Annotated in this window: 16 protein-coding genes; 8 read left to right on the forward strand and 8 right to left on the reverse strand. The window is 56.8% G+C overall.

Going from position 1 to position 20,199, the window contains the following annotated elements; translation table 11 throughout:
• Positions 1–14: 14 nt before the first annotated feature.
• From AC2FJE_RS03550 to AC2FJE_RS03560, 3 genes are all read left to right on the forward strand, one after another.
• Positions 15–1,937, forward strand: a complete 1,923-nt coding sequence (locus AC2FJE_RS03550) for a DUF3604 domain-containing protein (RefSeq protein WP_109311954.1) — start codon at positions 15–17, stop codon at positions 1,935–1,937.
• Between the two features lie 76 nt (positions 1,938–2,013).
• Entirely contained in the window at positions 2,014–2,844 is an 831-nt protein-coding gene (locus AC2FJE_RS03555) for a peptidyl-prolyl cis-trans isomerase (RefSeq protein WP_496753536.1), read from the forward strand.
• Positions 2,841–3,842, forward strand: coding sequence for a HupE/UreJ family protein (locus AC2FJE_RS03560; RefSeq protein ID WP_108859003.1), 1,002 nt, complete (start codon positions 2,841–2,843; stop codon positions 3,840–3,842). The genes AC2FJE_RS03555 and AC2FJE_RS03560 overlap by 4 nt, the downstream gene beginning before the upstream one ends.
• Positions 3,843–3,855: 13 nt before the next feature.
• Here AC2FJE_RS03560 and AC2FJE_RS03565 read toward each other — a convergent pair whose 3' ends face one another.
• The gene (locus AC2FJE_RS03565; protein ID WP_496760632.1) at positions 3,856–6,963 is read right to left on the reverse strand and encodes an ATP-binding protein; all 3,108 of its coding nucleotides are present in this window, start codon (positions 6,961–6,963) and stop codon (positions 3,856–3,858) included.
• A 203-nt stretch (positions 6,964–7,166) separates the two neighbouring features.
• Between AC2FJE_RS03565 and AC2FJE_RS03570 the strand changes: the two genes are divergently transcribed.
• Positions 7,167–8,594 (forward strand): serine hydrolase domain-containing protein, encoded by a 1,428-nt coding sequence (locus AC2FJE_RS03570; protein WP_496760633.1) that lies wholly within the window; start codon positions 7,167–7,169, stop codon positions 8,592–8,594.
• A 30-nt stretch (positions 8,595–8,624) separates the two neighbouring features.
• Here the strand turns inward: AC2FJE_RS03570 and AC2FJE_RS03575 are convergent, their stop codons facing one another.
• The 3 genes from AC2FJE_RS03575 to AC2FJE_RS03585 form a co-directional block, all read right to left on the reverse strand.
• A complete protein-coding gene (locus AC2FJE_RS03575; protein ID WP_496753530.1) occupies positions 8,625–9,404 on the reverse strand; it encodes a COG3904 family protein in 780 nt (259 codons plus the stop codon).
• A complete protein-coding gene (locus AC2FJE_RS03580; protein ID WP_496753528.1) occupies positions 9,404–10,684 on the reverse strand; it encodes a hypothetical protein in 1,281 nt (426 codons plus the stop codon). Before AC2FJE_RS03580 ends, AC2FJE_RS03575 begins: the two co-directional genes overlap by 1 nt.
• Before the next feature lie 129 nt (positions 10,685–10,813).
• Positions 10,814–11,482, reverse strand: a complete 669-nt coding sequence (locus AC2FJE_RS03585; protein ID WP_496753526.1) for a TetR/AcrR family transcriptional regulator — start codon at positions 11,480–11,482, stop codon at positions 10,814–10,816.
• Between the two features lie 68 nt (positions 11,483–11,550).
• Between AC2FJE_RS03585 and AC2FJE_RS03590 the strand changes: the two genes are divergently transcribed.
• Genes AC2FJE_RS03590 through AC2FJE_RS03605 form a run of 4 tightly spaced genes read left to right on the forward strand, consistent with a single transcriptional unit; the run spans position 11,551 to position 15,516 of the window.
• On the forward strand, positions 11,551–12,906 hold the full coding sequence (locus AC2FJE_RS03590; RefSeq protein ID WP_496753524.1) for a flavin-containing monooxygenase: 1,356 nt from the start codon (positions 11,551–11,553) through the stop codon (positions 12,904–12,906).
• Positions 12,903–13,817 (forward strand): bile acid:sodium symporter family protein, encoded by a 915-nt coding sequence (locus AC2FJE_RS03595; protein WP_282168627.1) that lies wholly within the window; start codon positions 12,903–12,905, stop codon positions 13,815–13,817. Before AC2FJE_RS03590 ends, AC2FJE_RS03595 begins: the two co-directional genes overlap by 4 nt.
• Complete coding sequence (locus tag AC2FJE_RS03600) at positions 13,802–14,740, forward strand: SDR family oxidoreductase (protein ID WP_496753522.1); 939 nt, start codon at positions 13,802–13,804, stop codon at positions 14,738–14,740. The genes AC2FJE_RS03595 and AC2FJE_RS03600 overlap by 16 nt, the downstream gene beginning before the upstream one ends.
• Positions 14,737–15,516, forward strand: coding sequence for an SDR family NAD(P)-dependent oxidoreductase (locus AC2FJE_RS03605; protein WP_496753520.1), 780 nt, complete (start codon positions 14,737–14,739; stop codon positions 15,514–15,516). The genes AC2FJE_RS03600 and AC2FJE_RS03605 overlap by 4 nt, the downstream gene beginning before the upstream one ends.
• Before the next feature lie 4 nt (positions 15,517–15,520).
• Here the strand turns inward: AC2FJE_RS03605 and AC2FJE_RS03610 are convergent, their stop codons facing one another.
• The 4 genes from AC2FJE_RS03610 to AC2FJE_RS03625 all read right to left on the reverse strand — a co-directional run bounded on the left by AC2FJE_RS03610 (position 15,521) and on the right by AC2FJE_RS03625 (position 20,194).
• Positions 15,521–17,725: a hybrid sensor histidine kinase/response regulator gene (locus tag AC2FJE_RS03610; RefSeq protein ID WP_496760634.1), complete on the reverse strand. Its 2,205-nt coding sequence runs from the start codon at positions 17,723–17,725 to the stop codon at positions 15,521–15,523.
• A gap of 3 nt (positions 17,726–17,728) precedes the next feature.
• On the reverse strand, positions 17,729–18,898 hold the full coding sequence (locus AC2FJE_RS03615) for an FIST N-terminal domain-containing protein (RefSeq protein WP_496760635.1): 1,170 nt from the start codon (positions 18,896–18,898) through the stop codon (positions 17,729–17,731).
• Positions 18,899–18,949: 51 nt separating this feature from the next.
• Positions 18,950–19,627: a response regulator gene (locus AC2FJE_RS03620; protein WP_496760636.1), complete on the reverse strand. Its 678-nt coding sequence runs from the start codon at positions 19,625–19,627 to the stop codon at positions 18,950–18,952.
• A gap of 96 nt (positions 19,628–19,723) precedes the next feature.
• Positions 19,724–20,194, reverse strand: a complete 471-nt coding sequence (locus tag AC2FJE_RS03625) for a putative molybdenum carrier protein (RefSeq protein ID WP_496760637.1) — start codon at positions 20,192–20,194, stop codon at positions 19,724–19,726.
• Positions 20,195–20,199 lie beyond the last annotated feature (5 nt).

Here is a 20,199-nt window from a genome sequence, read left to right on the forward strand (position 1 = left end):
CTGGGGAGGATTCAATGCTTCGACTTACAACCTGTTTGATCTCTTTGCTGACATTACCATCACTTGTATGGGCAGACGCGGTCCCCAGCAAAGAGGCTGCCGAGGGCACCTTTGCCGACCGCCCATATTCGCCTTACGCCAACCGATCATTTCCTGAACGGCCACTCTGGGGTGACACACACCTGCACACCGGTTTGTCGCTGGATGCGGGCGCATTCGGAAACACCTTGCTTCCTGATGAGGCATGGCGGTTCGCAAAGGGGGAACAAGTTATTTCGTCAACCGGTCAGGCCGTCAGGCTGGCGCGGCCCCTGGATTGGATGGTGCTAACGGATCATACTGATTTGATGGGTTTCGCCCCGGACCTGCAGGCCGGTAAACCTGGCGTTATTGGTGACCCAAAAGGCTTGGAGTGGTACGAGGGATACAAAGCAGGCGGTGAAGAAGCCGGGAAAGCGGCCTTCGACATTATTACAAATTTCTCTCAAATGACCCTGCCGGAAATCCTACTTGAGTCATACAGCCCAGGCGCGGACGCATTCGCATTTACATGGGAAAACATCGTTATGGCAGCGGAACGGCACAACGACCCCGGCAATTTCACCGCCTTTATTGGGTTTGAATGGACGTCCGTTCCCAAGGGGTTCAACCTGCACCGCAATGTCATGCTACGTGACGGACCAATTCGGGCACTGCAAATGGTGCCACCCGTGACTCAGCCTCCTTACGGCGACACCGACCCCAAGGCGCTTTATGCGTGGCTTGAAGAATATCAGGGTAAAACCGGCGGTCGCGCGGTTGCTTTTGCACATAACGGCAACCTGTCAAATGGCTGGATGTTCCCCACTGAGGATACTTATCACGGCGGCAAGGTAGACGAAGAATACGTGCAGAACCGCGCCAAGTGGGAGCCGCATTATGAGGTCACCCAAATCAAAGGCGACGGAGAAGCACACCCCTTCCTAAGCCCGGAAGACGAATTTGCGGACTATGAAAACTGGGACGTCGGCAACCTCGACATTACCGAGCTGAAAACAGAGGACATGCTGGCCGGTGAATATGCCAGAGAAGCCTTGAAACGTGGCCTGATGCTGGAAGAAAAATTCGGGGTGAACCCTTATAAGTTCGGAATGGGTGGGGCAACAGACAGCCACACATCGCTGGCAACAGCTGAAGAGGACAACTTTTTCGGAAAATCCGTCAGCGTTGAACCGTCGGCCACAAGAATCCAGCACCCCTTCATCGCCAATGATCTTGGCGAAATCCCCGGCGACCTTCTTGTCGCATCTGGTTACACTGCCGTCTGGGCCACCGAGAACACGCGTTCCGCGATCTTTGATGCTTTCAAACGGCGTGAAACCTATGCCACGACTGGTCCTCGGATCGGTCTGCGGTTCTTTGGTGGATGGGAATTTGACGAAGCAGATCTTGAGACCCGGTTCCTTGCGGACGTTGGCTACACCAAAGGCGTTCCGATGGGCTCGGACTTACGCCCTAACGAAGGTGATGGAGCGCCTTCATTCCTGATTGCAGCGCTACGCGATCCGGTTGGGGCCAATCTGGACCGGGTACAGGTCGTAAAAGGGTGGCTCGATGGCGAAGGAGAGTTGCACGAGAAAGTCTACGACGTTGCATGGTCGGATGACCGGGCTGCTGATGAAAACGGCAAAGTCCCGGCTGTCGGCAACACCGTCGATATCGAAACCGCCAGCTGGAGTAACACGATTGGAACCGCCGAGCTTGTGTCGGTTTGGGCCGATCCAGACTTTGATCCAAATGCGCGGGCCTTCTACTATGTCCGGGCGCTTGAAATCCCCACACCCCGTTGGGTCCTGTACGACAAGGTCCGGTTCGGTATTGAATTGCCGGAAGAGGCGCAGCTGATCCATCAAGAGCGCGCGTATTCGTCGCCAATCTGGTACACACCTAGCGAGTAACCGAATAATACACTAATGACATTGCCGGGCGGTTAACCCCGCCCGGCAATATTGCGACACGACATTGAGAACCCGAATGCAAATTTTTAAACAGCCTTTATTCCATTTCATTTTGATCGGGGTTGCCATTTTCGGTTGGTTTGCATGGGTTTCCCCGCAGCAGGACGTAGTTGAAGAAACCGACACGATCACAGTTGATGGTAACGATGTCGCCCTTCTGAAAACACGTTTCCAAAACAGCTGGAACCGCCCACCGACGGAAGACGAGTTACAGGCCCTGATTGACGGGGCGATCCGCGAAGAAGTTCTTGTGCGTGAAGCACGCAAGCTGGGCCTGGATCAAGGTGATCAGGTCATCCGTGCTCGCCTGGCGCAGAAGATGGATTTTCTGACTGACGCAATCGCGGCTTCGATCGAACCCGAGCCCGAAGTGTTGCAGACCTTTCTGAACGAAAACCCGGAACGGTTTACCAAACCGGCACAGATTGCTTTTGATCAGATCTACCTGAACGAGAACGCTGAGCTGGATGCCATCGAAAGCGCGATTGAGGCTGCAAACACTCAGCAGGACTGGAGCAGCATCGGATCGACAACTTTGCTTCCAAAGTCGATGCCTCTGACAGTAGTGCGCGTGGTGGACGCAAACTTTGGCACTGGCTTTTCGGCGGCCCTGAGATCGTTGGAGCCAGGCAACTGGTCCGGCCCAGTCCGATCCGCGTATGGCATCCACGTCGTTCGCGTTACAGACAAACAAGACCCCATATTGCCAAAGCTGGAAGATATCCGCGATACCGTTTTACTGGAATGGCGCCGCGAAGCCGGGTCGGACCTGGCGCAGGCGCAATATGAAAGCCTGGCATCGAATTACCAGGTCGAAACACCCGACATGGACAAGGCAGTCGAATGAAGCGGCTCTTTTGCCTGTTATTCTCGGGCTGGCTGATGTTCGCTGCACAAGCGGGACATGCACATGCACTTGACCCCGGTTATTTGGACCTGCGGCAATTGGCGAGCAACACCTGGCAAGTGCTATGGCGCAAGCCTGATGTGAATGGCCGCCCCATGGGTATCGATGCCATATTGCCCGCTCACTGTGCCCAAAACCGAGGACCCGAGCCACGGTCCGACGGAACGGCTTGGATCGCGACCTGGGTTCTTGAATGCGAGGACGATATCGCCGGTCACACCATCACCATTGAAGGGCTGGAGCAACAACGAAACGACGTTCTGCTGCGCATCCAACCCATCTCGTCGGAACCATCCACTTTGCGGTTCACGCCCGAGACGCCTGCTTTGATCATACCAGAACAGCCAACGACCTGGTCGGTTCTGAGCAGTTACTTCCGCCTTGGGTTCGAACATATTCTGGAAGGTTGGGATCACCTTCTGTTTGTTTTTGCCTTGTTTGTGCTGGTGCGCGATCCATGGCGGTTGGTCGGGGCGGTGACCGCCTTTACCGTCGCGCATTCCATTACGCTGGCGCTTGCCACTCTGGGCGTGCTGAACGTGCCCGGCCCTCCGGTCGAAGCCGTGATCGCCTTGTCAATCGTGTTCCTCGCTCTGGAAATCCTCAACCGAAAAGATGGTGAGCTGCGCCTGTCCGAACAATATCCCTGGATCGTCTGCTTTTGCTTCGGGCTGTTGCACGGGCTGGGATTTGCCGGCGCGCTGGCCGATATTGGAGTTCCAACTGAGGATATCTTCGCCGCACTGCTGGCCTTCAACATCGGGGTCGAGGCCGGGCAACTTTTGTTTATTGCCGGACTGTCGGCCCTGATCTTGGTGTGGCGCCTTACGCTGCCCACAATTTCCCAAAGGGCTGGCGTAGTCGCCGTACCCGTCACAGGATATGCCATCGGCTGCGTGTCGATGTACTGGTTGGTTGAACGCGTCAGCGGGTTTTAGATTGGAGCGACCGCTACTTCGCGGCCTCTTGCTGCTGCAATAAACGCGCCTGAACCCGGTCCGTTTCCACCTGAGCCCAGCCTTCGTTGGTTAGTTTCTGGTGCTTGCGTGCCTCGAACAATACCTGCTGGGCACCCTCGGGATCACCGGCTTTCAAAATCAGCTCGGCGATTAAAGTCAAAAGGAACGGTTTGTAGTTCCCCGCACCGCTGTCCCACCAGGCCTCGGCCGCCTGACGTACCGCGCTGATGTTGTTAAAGGTCGGCACATCATAAGCAGTCGCCCAACTGCGCCACAGATTGGCAGTAACAGTCATGAAGGTAAACGAGTGCCTCTCGGACACCTCTTCAAGCTGTTGAGCGGCTTTCAAAACATGATCCGGTTCACGACGCAAAGTATGCAACATGCAAAGATAGGTCAGCGCCTGGGCGATACTGTGGGCATGCTTTAGGTCCTTGGCGGCATCGACGGCCCTTCGCTGGATATCAACGGCTCGGTCAGGATCGCCTTTCAACCACAGCGCCATGCTTAAAAAACAAGACGTTATCGCTGCGTGGTCGGATCCGTAGACATAAGCAAGCCGTCCATGCAGATCGGGTTGATAAAGGTCCAGCGCCAACTGTAGGTGTTCATGCGCCGCGTCCAGATCACCGATATGCAGCAAAACCGCCCCCATCGCGCGATGGGCAATCATGACATGATGCGCCTCGTCAGACTGACCTGCCAGATCGAGGATTTGCCGCGCCGCGTCCTTCGCCAAATCGTATTCGGCCCGCACCAAATGGAACGAATAAAGGCCATTGAGAACAGGAAACAGGTTCTCGGTCTCGTCCAGCCGATTGCACAGCTTTCGAATTCGGGCATAGACAGCGCCCGTTTCGTCGGCGGCAATGCCGGCCGTCGAACGGGTCACGCCCGCGCGAAGCACTTGTATCTCGACCTCTTTGCGGTCGCGTTCAACGGTGCTTTCCAATTCGTGCAACTGCTGTATCGCATGTCCCAACTGGGTCACCGCTTCGACATTTGCAGAGCGCTCGGCTGCGCGTTGGCCTGCAAGGTGCCACTGTTCGATGGCCTCGCGGGGCATTTTCGCCATGGTGTAGTGGTGCGCCAGAACTTCGGGGCCTGCATCTGCGTGACTATGCGTTCCGTGATGCAAGGCCTCTGCTACGCGCGCATGCAACCCGCGGCGTTCGCTTTTCAGGAGGCTGTTATAGGCCGTGTCACGAATAAGAGCGTGACGGTAGGCAAATGTCTCTTTTGCCTTTTTCTGCGTAACGGTCACAATGCCCGCGTCGACCAGCAGATCCAGACCCGCGCGCAACGCCTTATCCCCAAACCCGGACACGCCGGAAATCAATTGATAGGTGAAATGCGGACCGATCACGGAACCGATTTGTGCGACTTCCTTCGCCGAACTCAAACGGTCCAATCGCGCCATCAACGCATCCTGTAACGTGCTGGGGACCAAAGGTGCAGGACCGGGCGCGCCATCCAACCCAAGTGCATCTGCCCGATCGGCCAATTGACCAGATTCCAGAAAATCTTTTGTCACCTCTTCAACATAGAGGGGAATACCGTTCGTCCGCCCCGCGATCACGCCGAGCATTTCGGGCGAGATCGGCTTATCCCCAGCCACCTGATGAACAATCTCGCGGACCTGCGCGAAATCCAACTGCCGGAGAGGGACATGAGTGACGTTGGGCTTGGCGGCCCAATCCGGATCAAAAGCCGTCCGGTACGTCATGACGATCAGAACCGGTACTTCCTGAATTCTGTCCACGATCCGGTCAAGCAAGGTTTTCGTCGTCGGATCAATCCAATGCGCGTCTTCAATGAGGCACAGTATGGGCTTTCGCGCGGCCCGTGCAATAAGCTGACCGGCTAACATGTCCAAGGTCTGATCCATGACTTGCTGTGGCGTCAGATCAAGCGAACCAAGTTGGTCTTCGAATGGAACAGACAGAAGCGCCGCTGCCAGCTTCACGCTGTGGTCAGGCGGATCTTCCAGATGTTTGGCAATTTTCCTGAGCCGGACACTCCCTGTATCATCAGCACGCAGGTCCGCAGCGTTTTCAATCTGACGGATCACAGGGTAGAGCGCACTTGTCTCATGATACGGTGAGCACTGAAACCGCACTTGCAACGCTTCTGCCTTGGCAACACCCAACCGCAGCTCTTCGATCAAGCGGGATTTACCGATACCTGCTTCGCCGGATACCAATGCGACCTGCCCCTGGCCTGCCCGGGCCAGCGCCAATTTGCTGCGCAGAATGTCAAACTCCGGGTCGCGTCCAATCAACGGGCGCAACGCGGTACTGTCCGTCGTCATGAACCGGCTGATCGTCTCTCGTGTTCCGGTGACCTGCCAGGCCTCGACCTCTTTCGCGAAGCCTTTGAGTTTGAACGCACCGCGCATAACATACTCGAACGCGTCGCCTGCCAGTTGGTGCGTGGTCGGAGCGACGATCAGAGTGCCCGGATCGGCCATAGCCTGAAGGCGCGCTGCCAGGTTTGGCGTTTCGCCCATGGCGGTGCCGTCCTCAAACATGTTCTCACCGCGCAGGTCACCGACAACGACCAACCCCGTCGCGATCCCTATCCGCACTTCGAGCTTTGCGTGGGTCCGAACTTCCGGCATTTCCTGAATGATCCTCAGCCCCGCACGTATCGCGCGTTCGGGGTCATCCTCATGCGCATGCGGAAAGCCGAAAAAGACCATAATGCCATCGCCATAATAACTTGCGATATGGCCGTCATACGCAGCCACAGCCGCCGCGCAGGTTTCCTTGAACAGGCGCAGAACCTCGGCCAGATCCTCGGGGTCCAAGCGCTGCGCGATCTCGGTGGACCCGACGAGGTCGATGAACATGACAGTCAACTGCCGCCGTTCGGCAACGATTGTCGGGCTGAGGGTCGAATGTAGTGACGGAACGCCGGCCCCGGATTGTTCGCGCAAGGCTTTTGCAAACCGTCGCCTTGGCCCAAGCGGCAGTCCAATTGCGACAAGATCGTCTTCTGTCAGCTCAGGCAGATCACCCACCACTATTTCATGACGGGCGAAGGCCTCGGCGTATTTTGACAGGCCGTTTTTTTCCAGCCAGATCTCGATTTCAGACATGCAATCGTTTCACTTGCGTCCATCCAAACAGGGCTCATTCAAGCGAACGTTCCCTGATTGCGCCCAGGATATCGGAATTGCCGGTTCAGTTACCGGCGTGACCGACAGGGCTTGTCACCATCAAGGACGACCCCAAGGCTTTGGTCAAGTGAAACGAAAAAGGCGGGTCCACAGTTGAAATTGGCCGGAACCTACGCGACGGAATGGTGGCAACCAAAGACGATACGCTCTTAACTCGGACGAAATCCGGAGACAAACGGGAGGGGGCCGGCACGACCGGTTCAGAAAGTCGATTGATCATCAAAGCGCTGAAAATCATCGCAGGCACGCTTATTCTGGGTGTCGTCGCAATTGTGGGCTATCTGCTGATCGCCCCGCCTGACCTATTGAAGGTGGGAACAAACTATTCGGCCAAGATCGTCTGTTCCAACGTCTTCATTGCCGGGCGCGACCCGGAAGACGTTCTGACCGTCGATGTTCAGGCCCCGGGGCACCCACTGCTCAAGCAGATCTCGATCGACGTGGACGCTGAAGCCCAAACCGTGACGGCACGGATTTTCCGGTTTTTTGCCCCCGCGACCTCGCAATATCGCGAGGGGCTTGGCTGCACCAATGTCCATGACGCGACGCTCAGCGACGCGACCCTGACCACGATCGAGCCCTTGCCCACTGGAATCTGGCCCGTCGGTACCGAAGTTCAACTGTCACAAGACCCTGAAATCGCGCGTATCCTGGCGGATAGCACACTTCTGGGCGAAGGATACCGCGCCGTGGTTGTCGTGCGGGATGGGCGTATCGTTGGCGAGACCTATGCGGAGGGGTTTGACGAAAACACGCCTTTGCTTGGGTGGTCGATGACCAAGACAGTTACTGCGGGCTTGATCGGTACCCTGATCGAATCTGGCCAGATGTCTCTGGAGGATACGCTGACCGACAGTTATTCGGACTGGGCACAGGACGGACGCAAAAACATCACCCTTAAGGACATGCTGGCCATGTCCAGTGGCCTGCAATGGAATGAGGAATATGGCGACGTCTCGGACGTGACCAAGATGCTGTATCTTAATGATGACATGGCAGGTTTTGTCTCGGGCCGCCCGGCGGAAAGTGAGATTGGGGCGGATTTCAACTACTCTTCGGGGACAACCACAGCCCTGTCGCGCGTCTGGCAGGACAAACTGACCGATGACAGTCTGACCTATCCGCAAGAGGCTCTGTTCGAACCATTGGGCATGGCATCCGTCGTGCTCGAGACCGATGCGGCGGACACATTTGTCGGGTCCAGCTATATGTATGCCACTGCGCGCGACTGGGCGCGTTTTGGGCAACTTCTATTGCAGAAAGGCGAATGGAACGACCAACAAATCCTGCCCGAGGGTTTTACGGACTGGATGTTTGAGCCGGTTGCCGCATCTGACGGAATGTACGCCAAAGGTCATTTGTGGCTGGATTCTCCGGGTGGGTTACCACCCTATGAAGATGCCGTCTGGCTTCAGGGGCATGACGGGCAGTTTATCGGCGTGTTTCCATCCCATGACATGGTCGTTGTGCGGCTGGGTCTGACACCATCCCGGCACGGATATTCCTCGTTGCCGCTGGCCGAGGCGCTCATCTCTGTCTTGCAGGATTGATAAGAAGGACCCGCGCGTCGGGTCCTTTTTTCATTCCAGAATTTGCGTTGCAATACCGGTGCTTATCAGTTCATCTTCTACTAGGGCATAGATCTGATCCGGCGGTGTGTTCAGAGAATACAGCATCAATGCAGGATCGACACCCATGTCGATCAGATGCTGCATCGTCTCGCCCTGCCCCTTTTGGATGCTTTCAACGGCAAAGACCACGGGGATCAGGCGCGGTTGGTCATAATAATGCTGATGAAGTCCGACAATGCCTTGCAGTGACACGATACGCGCGACCCCACCTGCCAGAATATATGGACAGGCGGACATGCAGACCGCGCCGGGCAGTACGGCCGATGACAACCCGGCCTCGCGTATCTGCGCGCCGATCAACAAAGCTTCGGACACTTGGCCGCCCGGGCTGTGCAGCGCGATCAGGTCGGGTTGTTCTTGCATCTCGGACAAATAAGTATCGAACCGATCAGCATCACCTGTTTCGATCTGACCGCTCACCAGAAGGACCCGCCCCAGATCACCGGCTTGTTTTTCAGTAAATTCCAACCGCGTGGGATAGCTCTGAGGCACCGGCACATCCAGCGGTTGGTCCTGCGGCAACAGCGACGGATCGGTGCGGTCGGTGCGGTACTCACGCCGCTGATCCCCAGGTGAGATGGGGCCGGTCGGCAATTCAACCCTTGGCTTAAACGGGTTGGAGACAACGTCGGCCACATCCGACAGGATCAGAATACCTGCGATCACCAGCTGGAACACCAGCACGTATCGCAGCCCCCTGCGCACATCAATTCGGGACAGGAAGCCCATTATGTTTCGTCTTTTTTCGGCGTGGCGCGATCCAGAATTGCGGCATCTGCGACGCCCATCGTTGCCTCGACATCTTTCATCGCATTCATGGCCGCGCGCAGGTCAGACAGCGTTAACGTGTCCTCAATGCTCATACCGTCCTTCCCGCTTCGGATGGCGGCTTGGGTGATCGCCAGCACGAACACAAGAACGGCGGGCAGCAGGTCGATTGCGATGGCTCCGGCCCAGGACGGCACAAAGTTGTGCGCATACTTGATCACTGCATCTGCACTGGAAATGGGATTATAGGCCGTCTCAATTGGCGGCTCGATCTCCAGAACCTCTTCAGCAGCGGTCCGAAGGGTTTTGCCACGCTGATCAAGTGCGTTCAGGACCGAGTTGATGGTCGATGACTGGGCATCGCGCACCTCGGAACTGCGCCCATCAAGTTCGGGCAGCACGACCGACGACGGCAAATCCCCGGCAGCGCGCGCAACAAGCGGCGCCACGTTGTATTGGTTCAGACGTGAAATCACTCCGGCCAGCTTGACGCTTTCTTCGGAAAATTGCACTGACCGGCGATCAACAGGCCCCGGGGCAACGGTAAGCTCACGCATTCGGGCGAGGATTTCGTTGCCCTGCTGGAACGCATCTTCGATCAGCGGCTGCTGGTTTGCGATCTGCTCTTCCAGATTGCGCAGCTCTTCGGCCTTTTGGGTCAGCACGCGAAACACTGCCCCACGGCCCGCCGTGCCCGAAAGATCACCGGATTGCTCCAGCTCGGCCAGTTCTTCGAAGCTTTGACGCGCGCGTTCGACCTCGCGCCCCAGCGCCTGACCGCTGAGTGCAATGTCATGCGCCTGCTCAAGTGCCGCCTGGTAGTCGCGCACGGTGTTTTCAAGGTGCTGTTCGACCGCAGCCGCGCCGGCCAGGGCAGCAGCGTTAAGCCAGCTGGACATGGCGATGATTGCAACGGATCCAACGATCGTCGAGATCGTCAGGCCAATGAAACCGCTGGCCGTGCGCATCGACGGCAGTAAGCGCAGCATATAGCTCCAGAACACAAAGATGCCGACGGACACTGCGATCGAATAGGCGACCGCTGCGAAGAAGGTCACCGCGCCATTGTCTTCCAGCAATGATGAAACGCCAAGGTAAGTGTAAATACCTGAGGCTATGGCCAAAACACCCAAAGCGGCGGGCGTGAACGTGTCCAACCACGCTAGATGCGCCTCAAGCTCTTTGGCCGTCCGCAGCCCCCTCGCCTCCTCTGCAGTCAGGCGGTCCCTTGTCTCTGTCATGTCACCCCACGCTCCCAATCGTTAATCTTGGTTAATCACTAGATAATAACGCACGGGACCATTTGATATGTTCCCGTGCGTAACTTCAAGTTGAGCGGGTTGGGGCTAAGTTGTTTGATCGTCGCTGGACTACCCGGACGGATCCAAAACACCGGTGAGCCCAGCATGACAGAACTGCAACAGGTTCCGGATTGCACCCTCGGCGTCGCGTTTTTGGTCAGGGCCGGAAAGTGCCCTGATCCGCCATTCCGACGTGCACAACGCCAGCATAGACGACACCGAAAAAACCAGCGCCCCGGCAACGTTCGCCGGGTCGGCCTCGGGGTATTTTGTGCACAGCTTTTGAACGACCAGCGAGGCGACGGGGTCAAAATGGGTTTTCGCCAGCGTATGCCAACGCGCATCAGCGGAAACGATCGCCACAATGCGCGCATAGGCCAGCCATTGGGGATCATTACTGAATGCGCGGGTCAACAACGGCCTCATGAAGGCTGACATCAGGTCCGCGGCGTCCCAATCGCCGCACTCCTCCAATCGGCTGATGGTTTCACGGCGCTCTTGCGATAGTTCACTAGCGCGACGCGCAACGATGCGTTCAAAAAGCTCATCCTTTGGACCGCCGTGAAAGTTCACGTTGGCCTTCTGAACCTGCGCCCGTTCGGCGATGTCGCGAATCGAGGCACCGTCGAATCCCTGCTCGGCAAAGACCAGTTCCGCAGCGTCAAGAATACGTTTTCGTGCCGCAATGGATCGCTGCGAAGGCGCCCTTTTTCGTTCTTTTACAGCGTGTTGTGCCATTTCAAAAACTAATTTGCCTTATTTCGAACGATCGTTCAAGATAAATAGTGTCGCAGGAGGAGAAACGAATGGAACAGGTGCAAGTCGGCGCGGGCCAGCCGGTCACGGTGAAGGCCCGCCCGGAAGAGTGTTTTGCTCTGATCGGAGCTGGACCCATGGGTCTGGCAATGGCCAAGACACTTGTCGAGCAGGGAGTGCCATTTCAGGGATTTGAACTGGCTGATGATGTGGGTGGTCTGTGGAACATCGATGCTCCTCGGTCTACGATGTACGAGACCGCCCACCTCATATCGTCAAAGAAGATGACCGAATTCACCGACTTCCCTATGCAGGAAGAAACGGCGGAGTATCCATCACATCGCGAGCTCAAGACGTATTTCCACGACTTCGCAAACGCATTTGACCTGTACCAGCACTATCACTTTGGTGCCGAGGTCCTGAGTACCACACCGCTGGACGCAAGCGGATGGGAGGTGAAATGGCGTGACAAGGCAGGCACTGAGCACTGCCAGATCTTTGCGGGTATCCTGATCGCCAACGGCACATTGTCCGAACCCAACCTACCCAAGTTTGAGGGAGAGTTTTCAGGCGAGCTGATCCACGCTTCGGACTACCGTTATCCTACGCAATTCACAGGCAAGCGGGTTCTGGTCATCGGGGCCGGAAACTCGGGCTGCGATATCGCGGTTGACGCCATTCACCACGGGCAGTCCTGCGATATCTCGATGCGCCGGGGGTACTATTTTGTACCCAAATACGTCTTCGGTGTTCCGGCCGACACAATGGGCGGGAAGATCAAACTGCCCATGTGGCTGAAACGTAAAGTAGACGGGGCAATTCTGAAATGGTTCGTGGGTGATCCGCAGAAGTATGGCTTTCCCAAACCGGATTATGCCCTGTACGAGTCCCACCCCGTCGTCAACTCGCTGATCCTGTTCCACGCCGGGCATGGCGATTTGAAGGTGCGCCCTGACATTGAAAGATTTGACGGCAAGACGGTCCATTTCCGTGATGGCACCAGTGCTGAATACGACATGGTTCTGGCCGCGACCGGATATAGACTGCACTACCCGTTCATCGATAAGTCACACTTGAATTGGCAGGGCGACGCCCCGCACCTGTACCTGAACTGCATGCACCCAACCCGCGATGATCTGTTCATTCTGGGAATGATCGAGGCGTCAGGCCTTGGGTGGCAAGGACGGCACGAACAGGCCGAGATGGTGGCGCGCTATATCGCGGGACTGAGATCCGGAAACTCTGCCGCAAAGGTCATTCACTCGACCAAATCCCAAAAATTCGAACGTGCGACCGGCGGCATGAACTATATAGACCTGCCCCGGATGGCCTATTATGTCGACAAAGCGACCTACCGCGGTGAAGTGACCCGACAGATCGCGGCGCTGAAAGCGGCCCAGTCATGAACGGGATAGACGACGTCGCGCTGAACTTCGATGCAGGCAACCTAAAGCTGCTGAACGTCATCCTTGCCGTCGTGATGTTCTCAATCGCGCTGGATCTTAGGATGGATGACTTTCGCCGGATCCTGCGCGGACCGAAACCGTTGCTTGTTGGGCTGGCATCCCAGTTTTTGGTTCTACCCGCACTCACCTTTCTGATGCTGCTGGTGGTCAACCCACTACCGTCGGTCGCGATGGGGCTGATCCTTGTAGCGGCCTGCCCAGGTGGGAACATCTCGAATTTCATGACGCACCGTGCTGGCGGAAACGTGGCGCTTTCGGTGTCGATGACCGCCTTTGCGACCGTCGGCGCGATCATCATCACGCCCGCTAATGTTGCGCTGTGGGGGAATCTTTACGCCCCAACACGAGAAATCCTGCAAAGGACAGAAATCGACCCGGTCGCAGTGGCCATTACGGTCGGCTTCATGCTGATCCTACCGCTGATCCTTGGCATGCTGGTCAATGCGCGCTTCACAGCCGTCGCCGATAAAATCCGCCGCCCGATGCAGTGGCTCTCGATGGCGATCTTCATCACATTCATCATGGTTGCGCTCGCCGCGAACTGGGCAATTTTCCAGCATTTTGCGACCGCGATCATCGGAATCGTCATCCTGCATAACGCGCTGGCTTTTATGGGCGGGTATCTGACCGCGACGGCCGCCAACCTTTCGGAACGCGACCGCCGGTCTGTCACAATCGAAACTGGGATACAGAACTCGGGCCTTGGCCTTATCCTGATTTTCGCCTTTTTCGGAGGGCTTGGCGGCATGGCGGTGGCCGCCGCACTTTGGGGCATCTGGCACGCAATCTCGGGGTTGGCTCTGGCCGCCTTCTTCGCAAGACGAGAGGTGCCCGAATGCGCCACATCCTGATCACCGGAGCCGCTGGTGCGGTGGGCACTGCCCTGCTGCATCGGTTGGGCGGTCGTGCCGACATCACGATCACCGCAACCGATATTCAAGAACCCGCCAACTTGCCGAAAAATGCACGGTTCGTACGAATGGACGTCACCGGCAACGCGCCTCTCAACGTCATTCTGGCTGAAGAACCGGACACCATTGTTCATCTGGCGTCCATCGTGACCCCCGGTCCGAGCTCGACCAGAGACCATGAATATCAGGTTGATGTCGAAGGTACTCGAAATGTGCTGAGTGCGGCGATTGCCGCCGGGGTCAAGCGTCTGGTGGTTACCTCTTCGGGGGCCGCTTATGGGTATCATGCCGATAACCCAGTTCCCTTGCGCGAAACGGATGCGATACGAGGCAATCAGGAGTTTGCCTATTCCTGGCACAAGCGGCTGGTCGAAGAAATGCTGGCCGAAGCCAGACAAACCACGCCCGGCCTCGAACAGGTTGTTCTGCGCGTGGGCACTGTGCTGGGGCCAAAGGTTGAAAATCAGATAACAGCCCTGTTTCACAAACCCCGTCTGCTGGGGCTGAAAGGATCAGACAGCCCGTTTGTTTTCATCTGGGATGACGATCTGGCCGATATCCTGGTTCGTGCGGCGACTGACGGGCCTGCCGGCGTTTTCAACGTTGCCGGCGACGGCGCGCTGACCATCTCACAGATCGCATCACAGATGAGCAAACCGTTGCGTCGGCTATCTCCGGCGGTGGTCAGGGCCGCTCTGACCATTGCCCGCCCGCTGCGCCTGTCGCGTTATGGCCCAGAGCAAGTGCGTTTTCTTCTGTATCGCCCTGTATTGAACAATGCCGCGCTGAAAGGCGAATTCGGCTATCACCCCAAATTCACGAGTGCCGAGGCGTTCGATCGCTGGTGGGAGGCTACCCAATGAAACCAACCGCTGTCATTACAGGAGGAGCCGGAGGGCTGGGCCGTGCATTGTCCGCCGCGCTAAGGGCCGACGGTTGGCATACCGCATTGATTGATTTACCGGGGCAAGAACTTGACGCGCTGGCCAATCTGGATGACGTCAGCACCTATGCCTGTGATCTGACCGACGCGGACCAGTGCAAAGACACTTGCGCCCGGATCATTGCGGCAAGGGACTCCATAGATCTGGTGATCTACAATGCAGGTGTCTCGCAGATTTCCGCGTTTTCGGACAGCGATATGCGCTCGCACCGAAACTTGTTCGAAATCAACTATTTCGCTGCAGTTTCTTGCGCTCAGGATTTTCTGGACGCGGTCAGGAAGGCCAAGGGTACGCACCTTGCGATCTCTTCCGTTGCAGGTTTTGCACCCCTCATTCATCGAACCGCCTATGCAGCCAGCAAACACGCGATGGAGGGGTTCTTTAAGTCCCTTCGCGCGGAGGAATCCGCCCACGGGGTTCGCGTTTCCATCGCCGCGCCATCCTTTGTAGCGACCAATATCGGGCGACCCGAAACTTCTGACGCTGGGTTCGTTCGCCCCGGCTCAGCCTCAGATGGGATAGACTACATGGAGCCGGAAGCGGCGGCGCAGGTAATCTTGCAAGGTTACCGGCGACGTAAAGACTACATCCCAGTCGGGCGGATCGCACGGATCGCCAATTTGGTGAACCGTCTGGCGCCAAAATTCTACGTCCGTCAGATGATGCGCACCGTCGGCAAGCGACCAACGCCCTGACCTGTCAACTGACCGAAGCCTCTAACGCTGATTTTAGCTTTTGTGCATCAATCGGCTTGTGCAGCAAAAGGTAGCCTGCCGTCTTGCAAGAGGCCGCCAATTCGGTCGAACGATCAGCGGAAATGATGCAACCGGGCAGTTGCCCGAATTCGCGTGTCAGTTCGGCAATGGCCTCGGTCCCGGTCTTGCCGCCGTCCAGTTGAAAATCGGCGACAATGACATCCGGTAAAATCCCGATCTCGTGTAGCAGGTTCGCGGCCTCATCTTTGCTGGCCGCTTCCAATACCTGAACGCCCCAGTTTTCCATCGTCATGCACAGCGCGCCGCGCAGGTTGTCATCGTTTTCAATCAGCAAGGCAACCGTCCTGTGCAGCACGTCCGAGCGCGGCTGTATCGACGGCTCACCACTATTCAGCGCATCGCGTGCCTGGCCTGCTGATGGAACCGTGATTGAAAAAACGGTTCCGCGCCCCAGTTCGGACTGCAAATGTATCGGATGTTTCAGCAAACCACAGGCACGTTCCACAATGGCAAGGCCCAAACCCATCCCTTCTGCCGCACTGGCGTCTGAATGAATACGTTTAAACTCTTGAAAAACAACGTCTCTCTGGTCTGGCGCGATCCCAATCCCTGTATCCCAAACCTGGATCGAAACGGTCTTCCCCATTCGTCTTACACCGAACAGAACCCTGCCCGTTTCCGTGTAACGGATCGCATTTGACAGCAGGTTTTGCAGAATGCGCCGCAGGTAACTGGCATCACTTCTGACAACTGTATCAGTGCCGACAAATCGCAACCCAAGCCCCTTGGCTTGCGCCATAGGCCTAAAGGCGTCCTCCATCTGGGAAAAAAGCTCACCGACCGGGACTGAGGATAAGTGAACCGATGCCCGCCCGGAATCCAGTTTCGAAATATCCAGCAGCGCCTCAAGAATGTGTTCGACACTGTTTAGGGCGCTCTCTGCTTTCACCGCGACTGCGCGCGCATCGGCCTTGTTCAATCCACTGCCCAATGTCGAGACGTAGAGTTTTGCAGCCGACAGAGGTTGCAGCAGATCATGGCTGGCCGCCGCGACAAAGCGCGATTTTGATGCGTTCGCGCGTTCTGCCTCGTTCAGCGCGTCCGCAAGTTCCATTGTTCGCGATGCAACGCGCTGTTCCAACAGTTCCTTGGCCTCGACCAAGGCTTGTGCGGATTTTCTTTCAGCCGTCACATCGGTGAAGGAAATCACGAAACCCCGATCCGGCATTTCCTGCGCGAAGACTGACAATATCTTGGCACGACCGCTGTGCATCTGGAATTGCAACGGCGGGCGCTCGGTCGAGCGATTGACCCAGGCCAGCAGGTCAGCGTCGCTCACGCCGCCCTCAAAACTGATGGTCGCGCTCAACCGGTGAAACAACGTCTGGAACGGTGCTCCCATCTGAAATTGCGCGTTGGGAATGGCCAGAAGTTCGCTGGCGCGGTTGTTCCACCCGACCAGGCGCAGCTTACTGTCAAAAATACAAACACCCTGATCGATATGTTCAAGTGTCGCGCGGATCAGCCGGGCCTTGTCATCTAGAATACGATCCCTTTCCTGCCGTTCGACCCGCATGATGTCGGTTACATCCGTCTGCAAAATAACGGTACCGCCATCCGGCGTCCGGTGTTCGGACACCTGCATCCAGCGGTTGCCACTAAGGCGGATGTTGAAGACGACGTGATCTTCAGCATGGCGCGCCATGCGTCGTTGCACCCAGTCTTTTGGGGAAACTACTCCAGGTAGGGACAGGAACCTGGACTGGCTGACTAACCCGACATAATCGGTGAACCGCAGCCCCGGTGTCAGCTTGGTTTGGATGTCAGGCATATGCAGGCCAAAGCGGCTATTGCACAGAACCATTTCTTCATCCCGGTTGAACAGCGCAAACCCTTCCTGCACCGCCTCGATCGCATTGGCGAGGTTTGCGCGGGCGGCTTCGGTTTCCTGATTGGCCTGCGCGAGGCGCGCGTTCGAGTCGTTGAGCAAGTCCAACGCCCGCTCAAGGTCATCCGTCCGCGCTCGCACTTCCTGTTCAAGCATGGCAGCCCGCTGAAACTGTGCGTAAGCCGCGCCCGAGGCGTCAGTGGATTCTTCAACCCGCCGCATCAGGGCCGCGACGATTTTCAGCAGCTTTTCATTTTGCCGATCAAGCGGATCATTGGGGTCGGTCAGAGATTCAATCATCGCCTACCCGTCTTCCGGGGGGTAAATCGCGACGCCGGTCAGCGTCTGGTTCACATGGATCGAATTGAATTGCTCGCCATAGGTCGAAAACCCCACGACATGGTTCTCAGCAAGCAGTCGCGAAATCTCGCCCGTCTTTTGCTTTTCCTGTGCCTCCAGCCGGCGCAGGATGCAATCGCAGCCCAGGATCGTGTCCGGACGGGTGGTCTGTGTCAGCGCAGCGATTTCTTCCTCGAGATGCGAAACCATGTCGCGAGGTTCGGCCAGCGTCAGCACCAGCCCCTCATCAATCGCGGAAAAGAACACAAGGTCACCATTGCCCGCGACGCGCTGAATGGCCCGCACATGATGCTGGCCGCCAATCTGCACAACCAGCGGGTGGGCCGCAAAGGTAAAGGTCGTCAGCTGTTCAGGGTCTTTTCCAAGTAGACGGGCATATTCGCGCGCGGCTGGCTCGGCGTTGATTTCCTGCACGATACGGTTTGCCGGATCGGCCTTGGTGACAACCATACGCCGCGCCGTTGGTACCAGGTGATCCGTCTTGAACACTTTTATCGGGCAGCGCGTGCGAACCTGCGTCAGGATCGCCGCGTTCTGCATGGCCTCACCGTCCATCAACACATAGGTCGCCCCAAAATGGGTTCCGTCCCCTGCGGACCCACCGAACAAGGGCACCGGCCCCAGTCCAACAGCGAGTTCCGACGTCAGCGCATCCTCTTTCGTCGACAGACCGTCGATCATCAAAAAGGAAAACTCGTGTTTCCAATCCGGTGCGGACGCCGCCATTTCGTTACGGTTGCGGATCATCTGGTCAATGATGTCCTGCGCCGAGAAATTCCCAAGTTCGGGCACCAACAGAGTGCGAACCTCGAAATGCGAAGACGGTAATCCGATGGCGACAATCTGATCTTCGCCATAGCCGCAATCTGCAAGCTCGCCCGCTGTGGTGCATCCGATTACAGGCGTTGGTGCAAAGGCATCGACTGCCGCGGAAATAACCGCCGCCGCATCCGCGCCGGAGCTCACGAACAGAATAACCAAGGACAAAAGATCATCGCCCAACGATCCGGCGAGTTTTTCAATCGCCTGATCCGTGTCGCGATGTACAAAGCCCGTTTTGACGATACCTGGCGCACGGGCAGCAGCTGTCGCCCACCCGACTGCTTGGTTCATCCTGCCCTCCTCCCTGAAGCGCAACGTTTTCATATGATATGGCGCGAGGGCTTATTCTTGCAAGACGCTGGCAAGAGAAGCCTTCTTGGCAAGCAGAACGGCCTGCGTACGACTTTGCACGCCGAGTTTACGCATGATTGCAGTTACATGCGCCTTGACCGTGGTTTCGGCAATGGACAGATCAAACGCAATCTGCTTGTTCAGTTTGCCTTCACAGATAAGCTGCAGAATGCGCGATTGCTGATTGGTCAAAGTGGCAAGCCGATTGGCGGCGTCGCTGTGTTCGGTATCCGCATCGTCGTCAATCAGTGCAAAACCGTCTGGCACGAAGACGTCTCCGGAATGAACTGTCTCGAAAGCTGTACGAAACACGTCTCGCTGGCTGTGCTTGGGGACATAACCTGAGGCACCCGCACGGATCACCTGACTGATCACACGGTTCTCTGAAATCGACGACACCACGATGACCGGTGCATCGGTGGCCGCTTTGACACGCACCAAACCTTCAAGCCCGTCCACATCCGGCAGGTTGAGGTCCAGTATGACCGCATCTGGTCGCAACCCACCGGCAATCAGAGCAATCGCGTTTTCCAATCGATCTGCGGTGTGGATTTCACCGATACGAGTGACACTTTGCAGCGTCATCGACAAAGCATCACAAAACAGTGGATGGTCATCGACGATCAGGACCTTGTCAAAATCAATCTGTCCGGCGGGTTTTGCAAACATGAAACTTGGCCTTCGCAATCTGGTTGTCCCAACCCTAGCAACCGTCGGGTGCCGCGCCTACTGGCGAAACGTCGTATAGCCGGAACCAAAGTTTGGCTATGCCTCGGGGCTTTGGGGCAAAATCGATTGACGTAAGATCGCTGTCACTTTGGCTCCGATCTGGGGGGCTTCACTTTCTCTGGGGCCAGCGATGTTCAATACCGTATTAGACCTCGCCATGACCCATTGCTTTACTTGGCGCGCACACACCTCAAGCCCCTGCCCTAGATCAACGACCAGATAAGGCTTTCCGATCTCTTGCGCAAAATCGATCGTCAACTGCGTTCCCGGACTGGTCGATCCATCCACAAACACCAGCAAAGCGTCACAGGCCAAAACGTTCAGCTTAGTGCGTTCGGCGACATCCGCGGACTGTGTTTCATTCAAACCAAAGAAGCGATCCGGAATGCGGCCCGCCTCATTCAAGCGGCCTTTCGGAACCCAGCCGCCATAGGGAATGTCGTTTTCCAAAGCGAACTGGAAAGCCGCCATATCAACGCCTGTTTGTCCGCCGGTTATGATTTTCACAAGAC

This window comes from Ruegeria sp. CDSC002, from assembly GCF_059610905.1.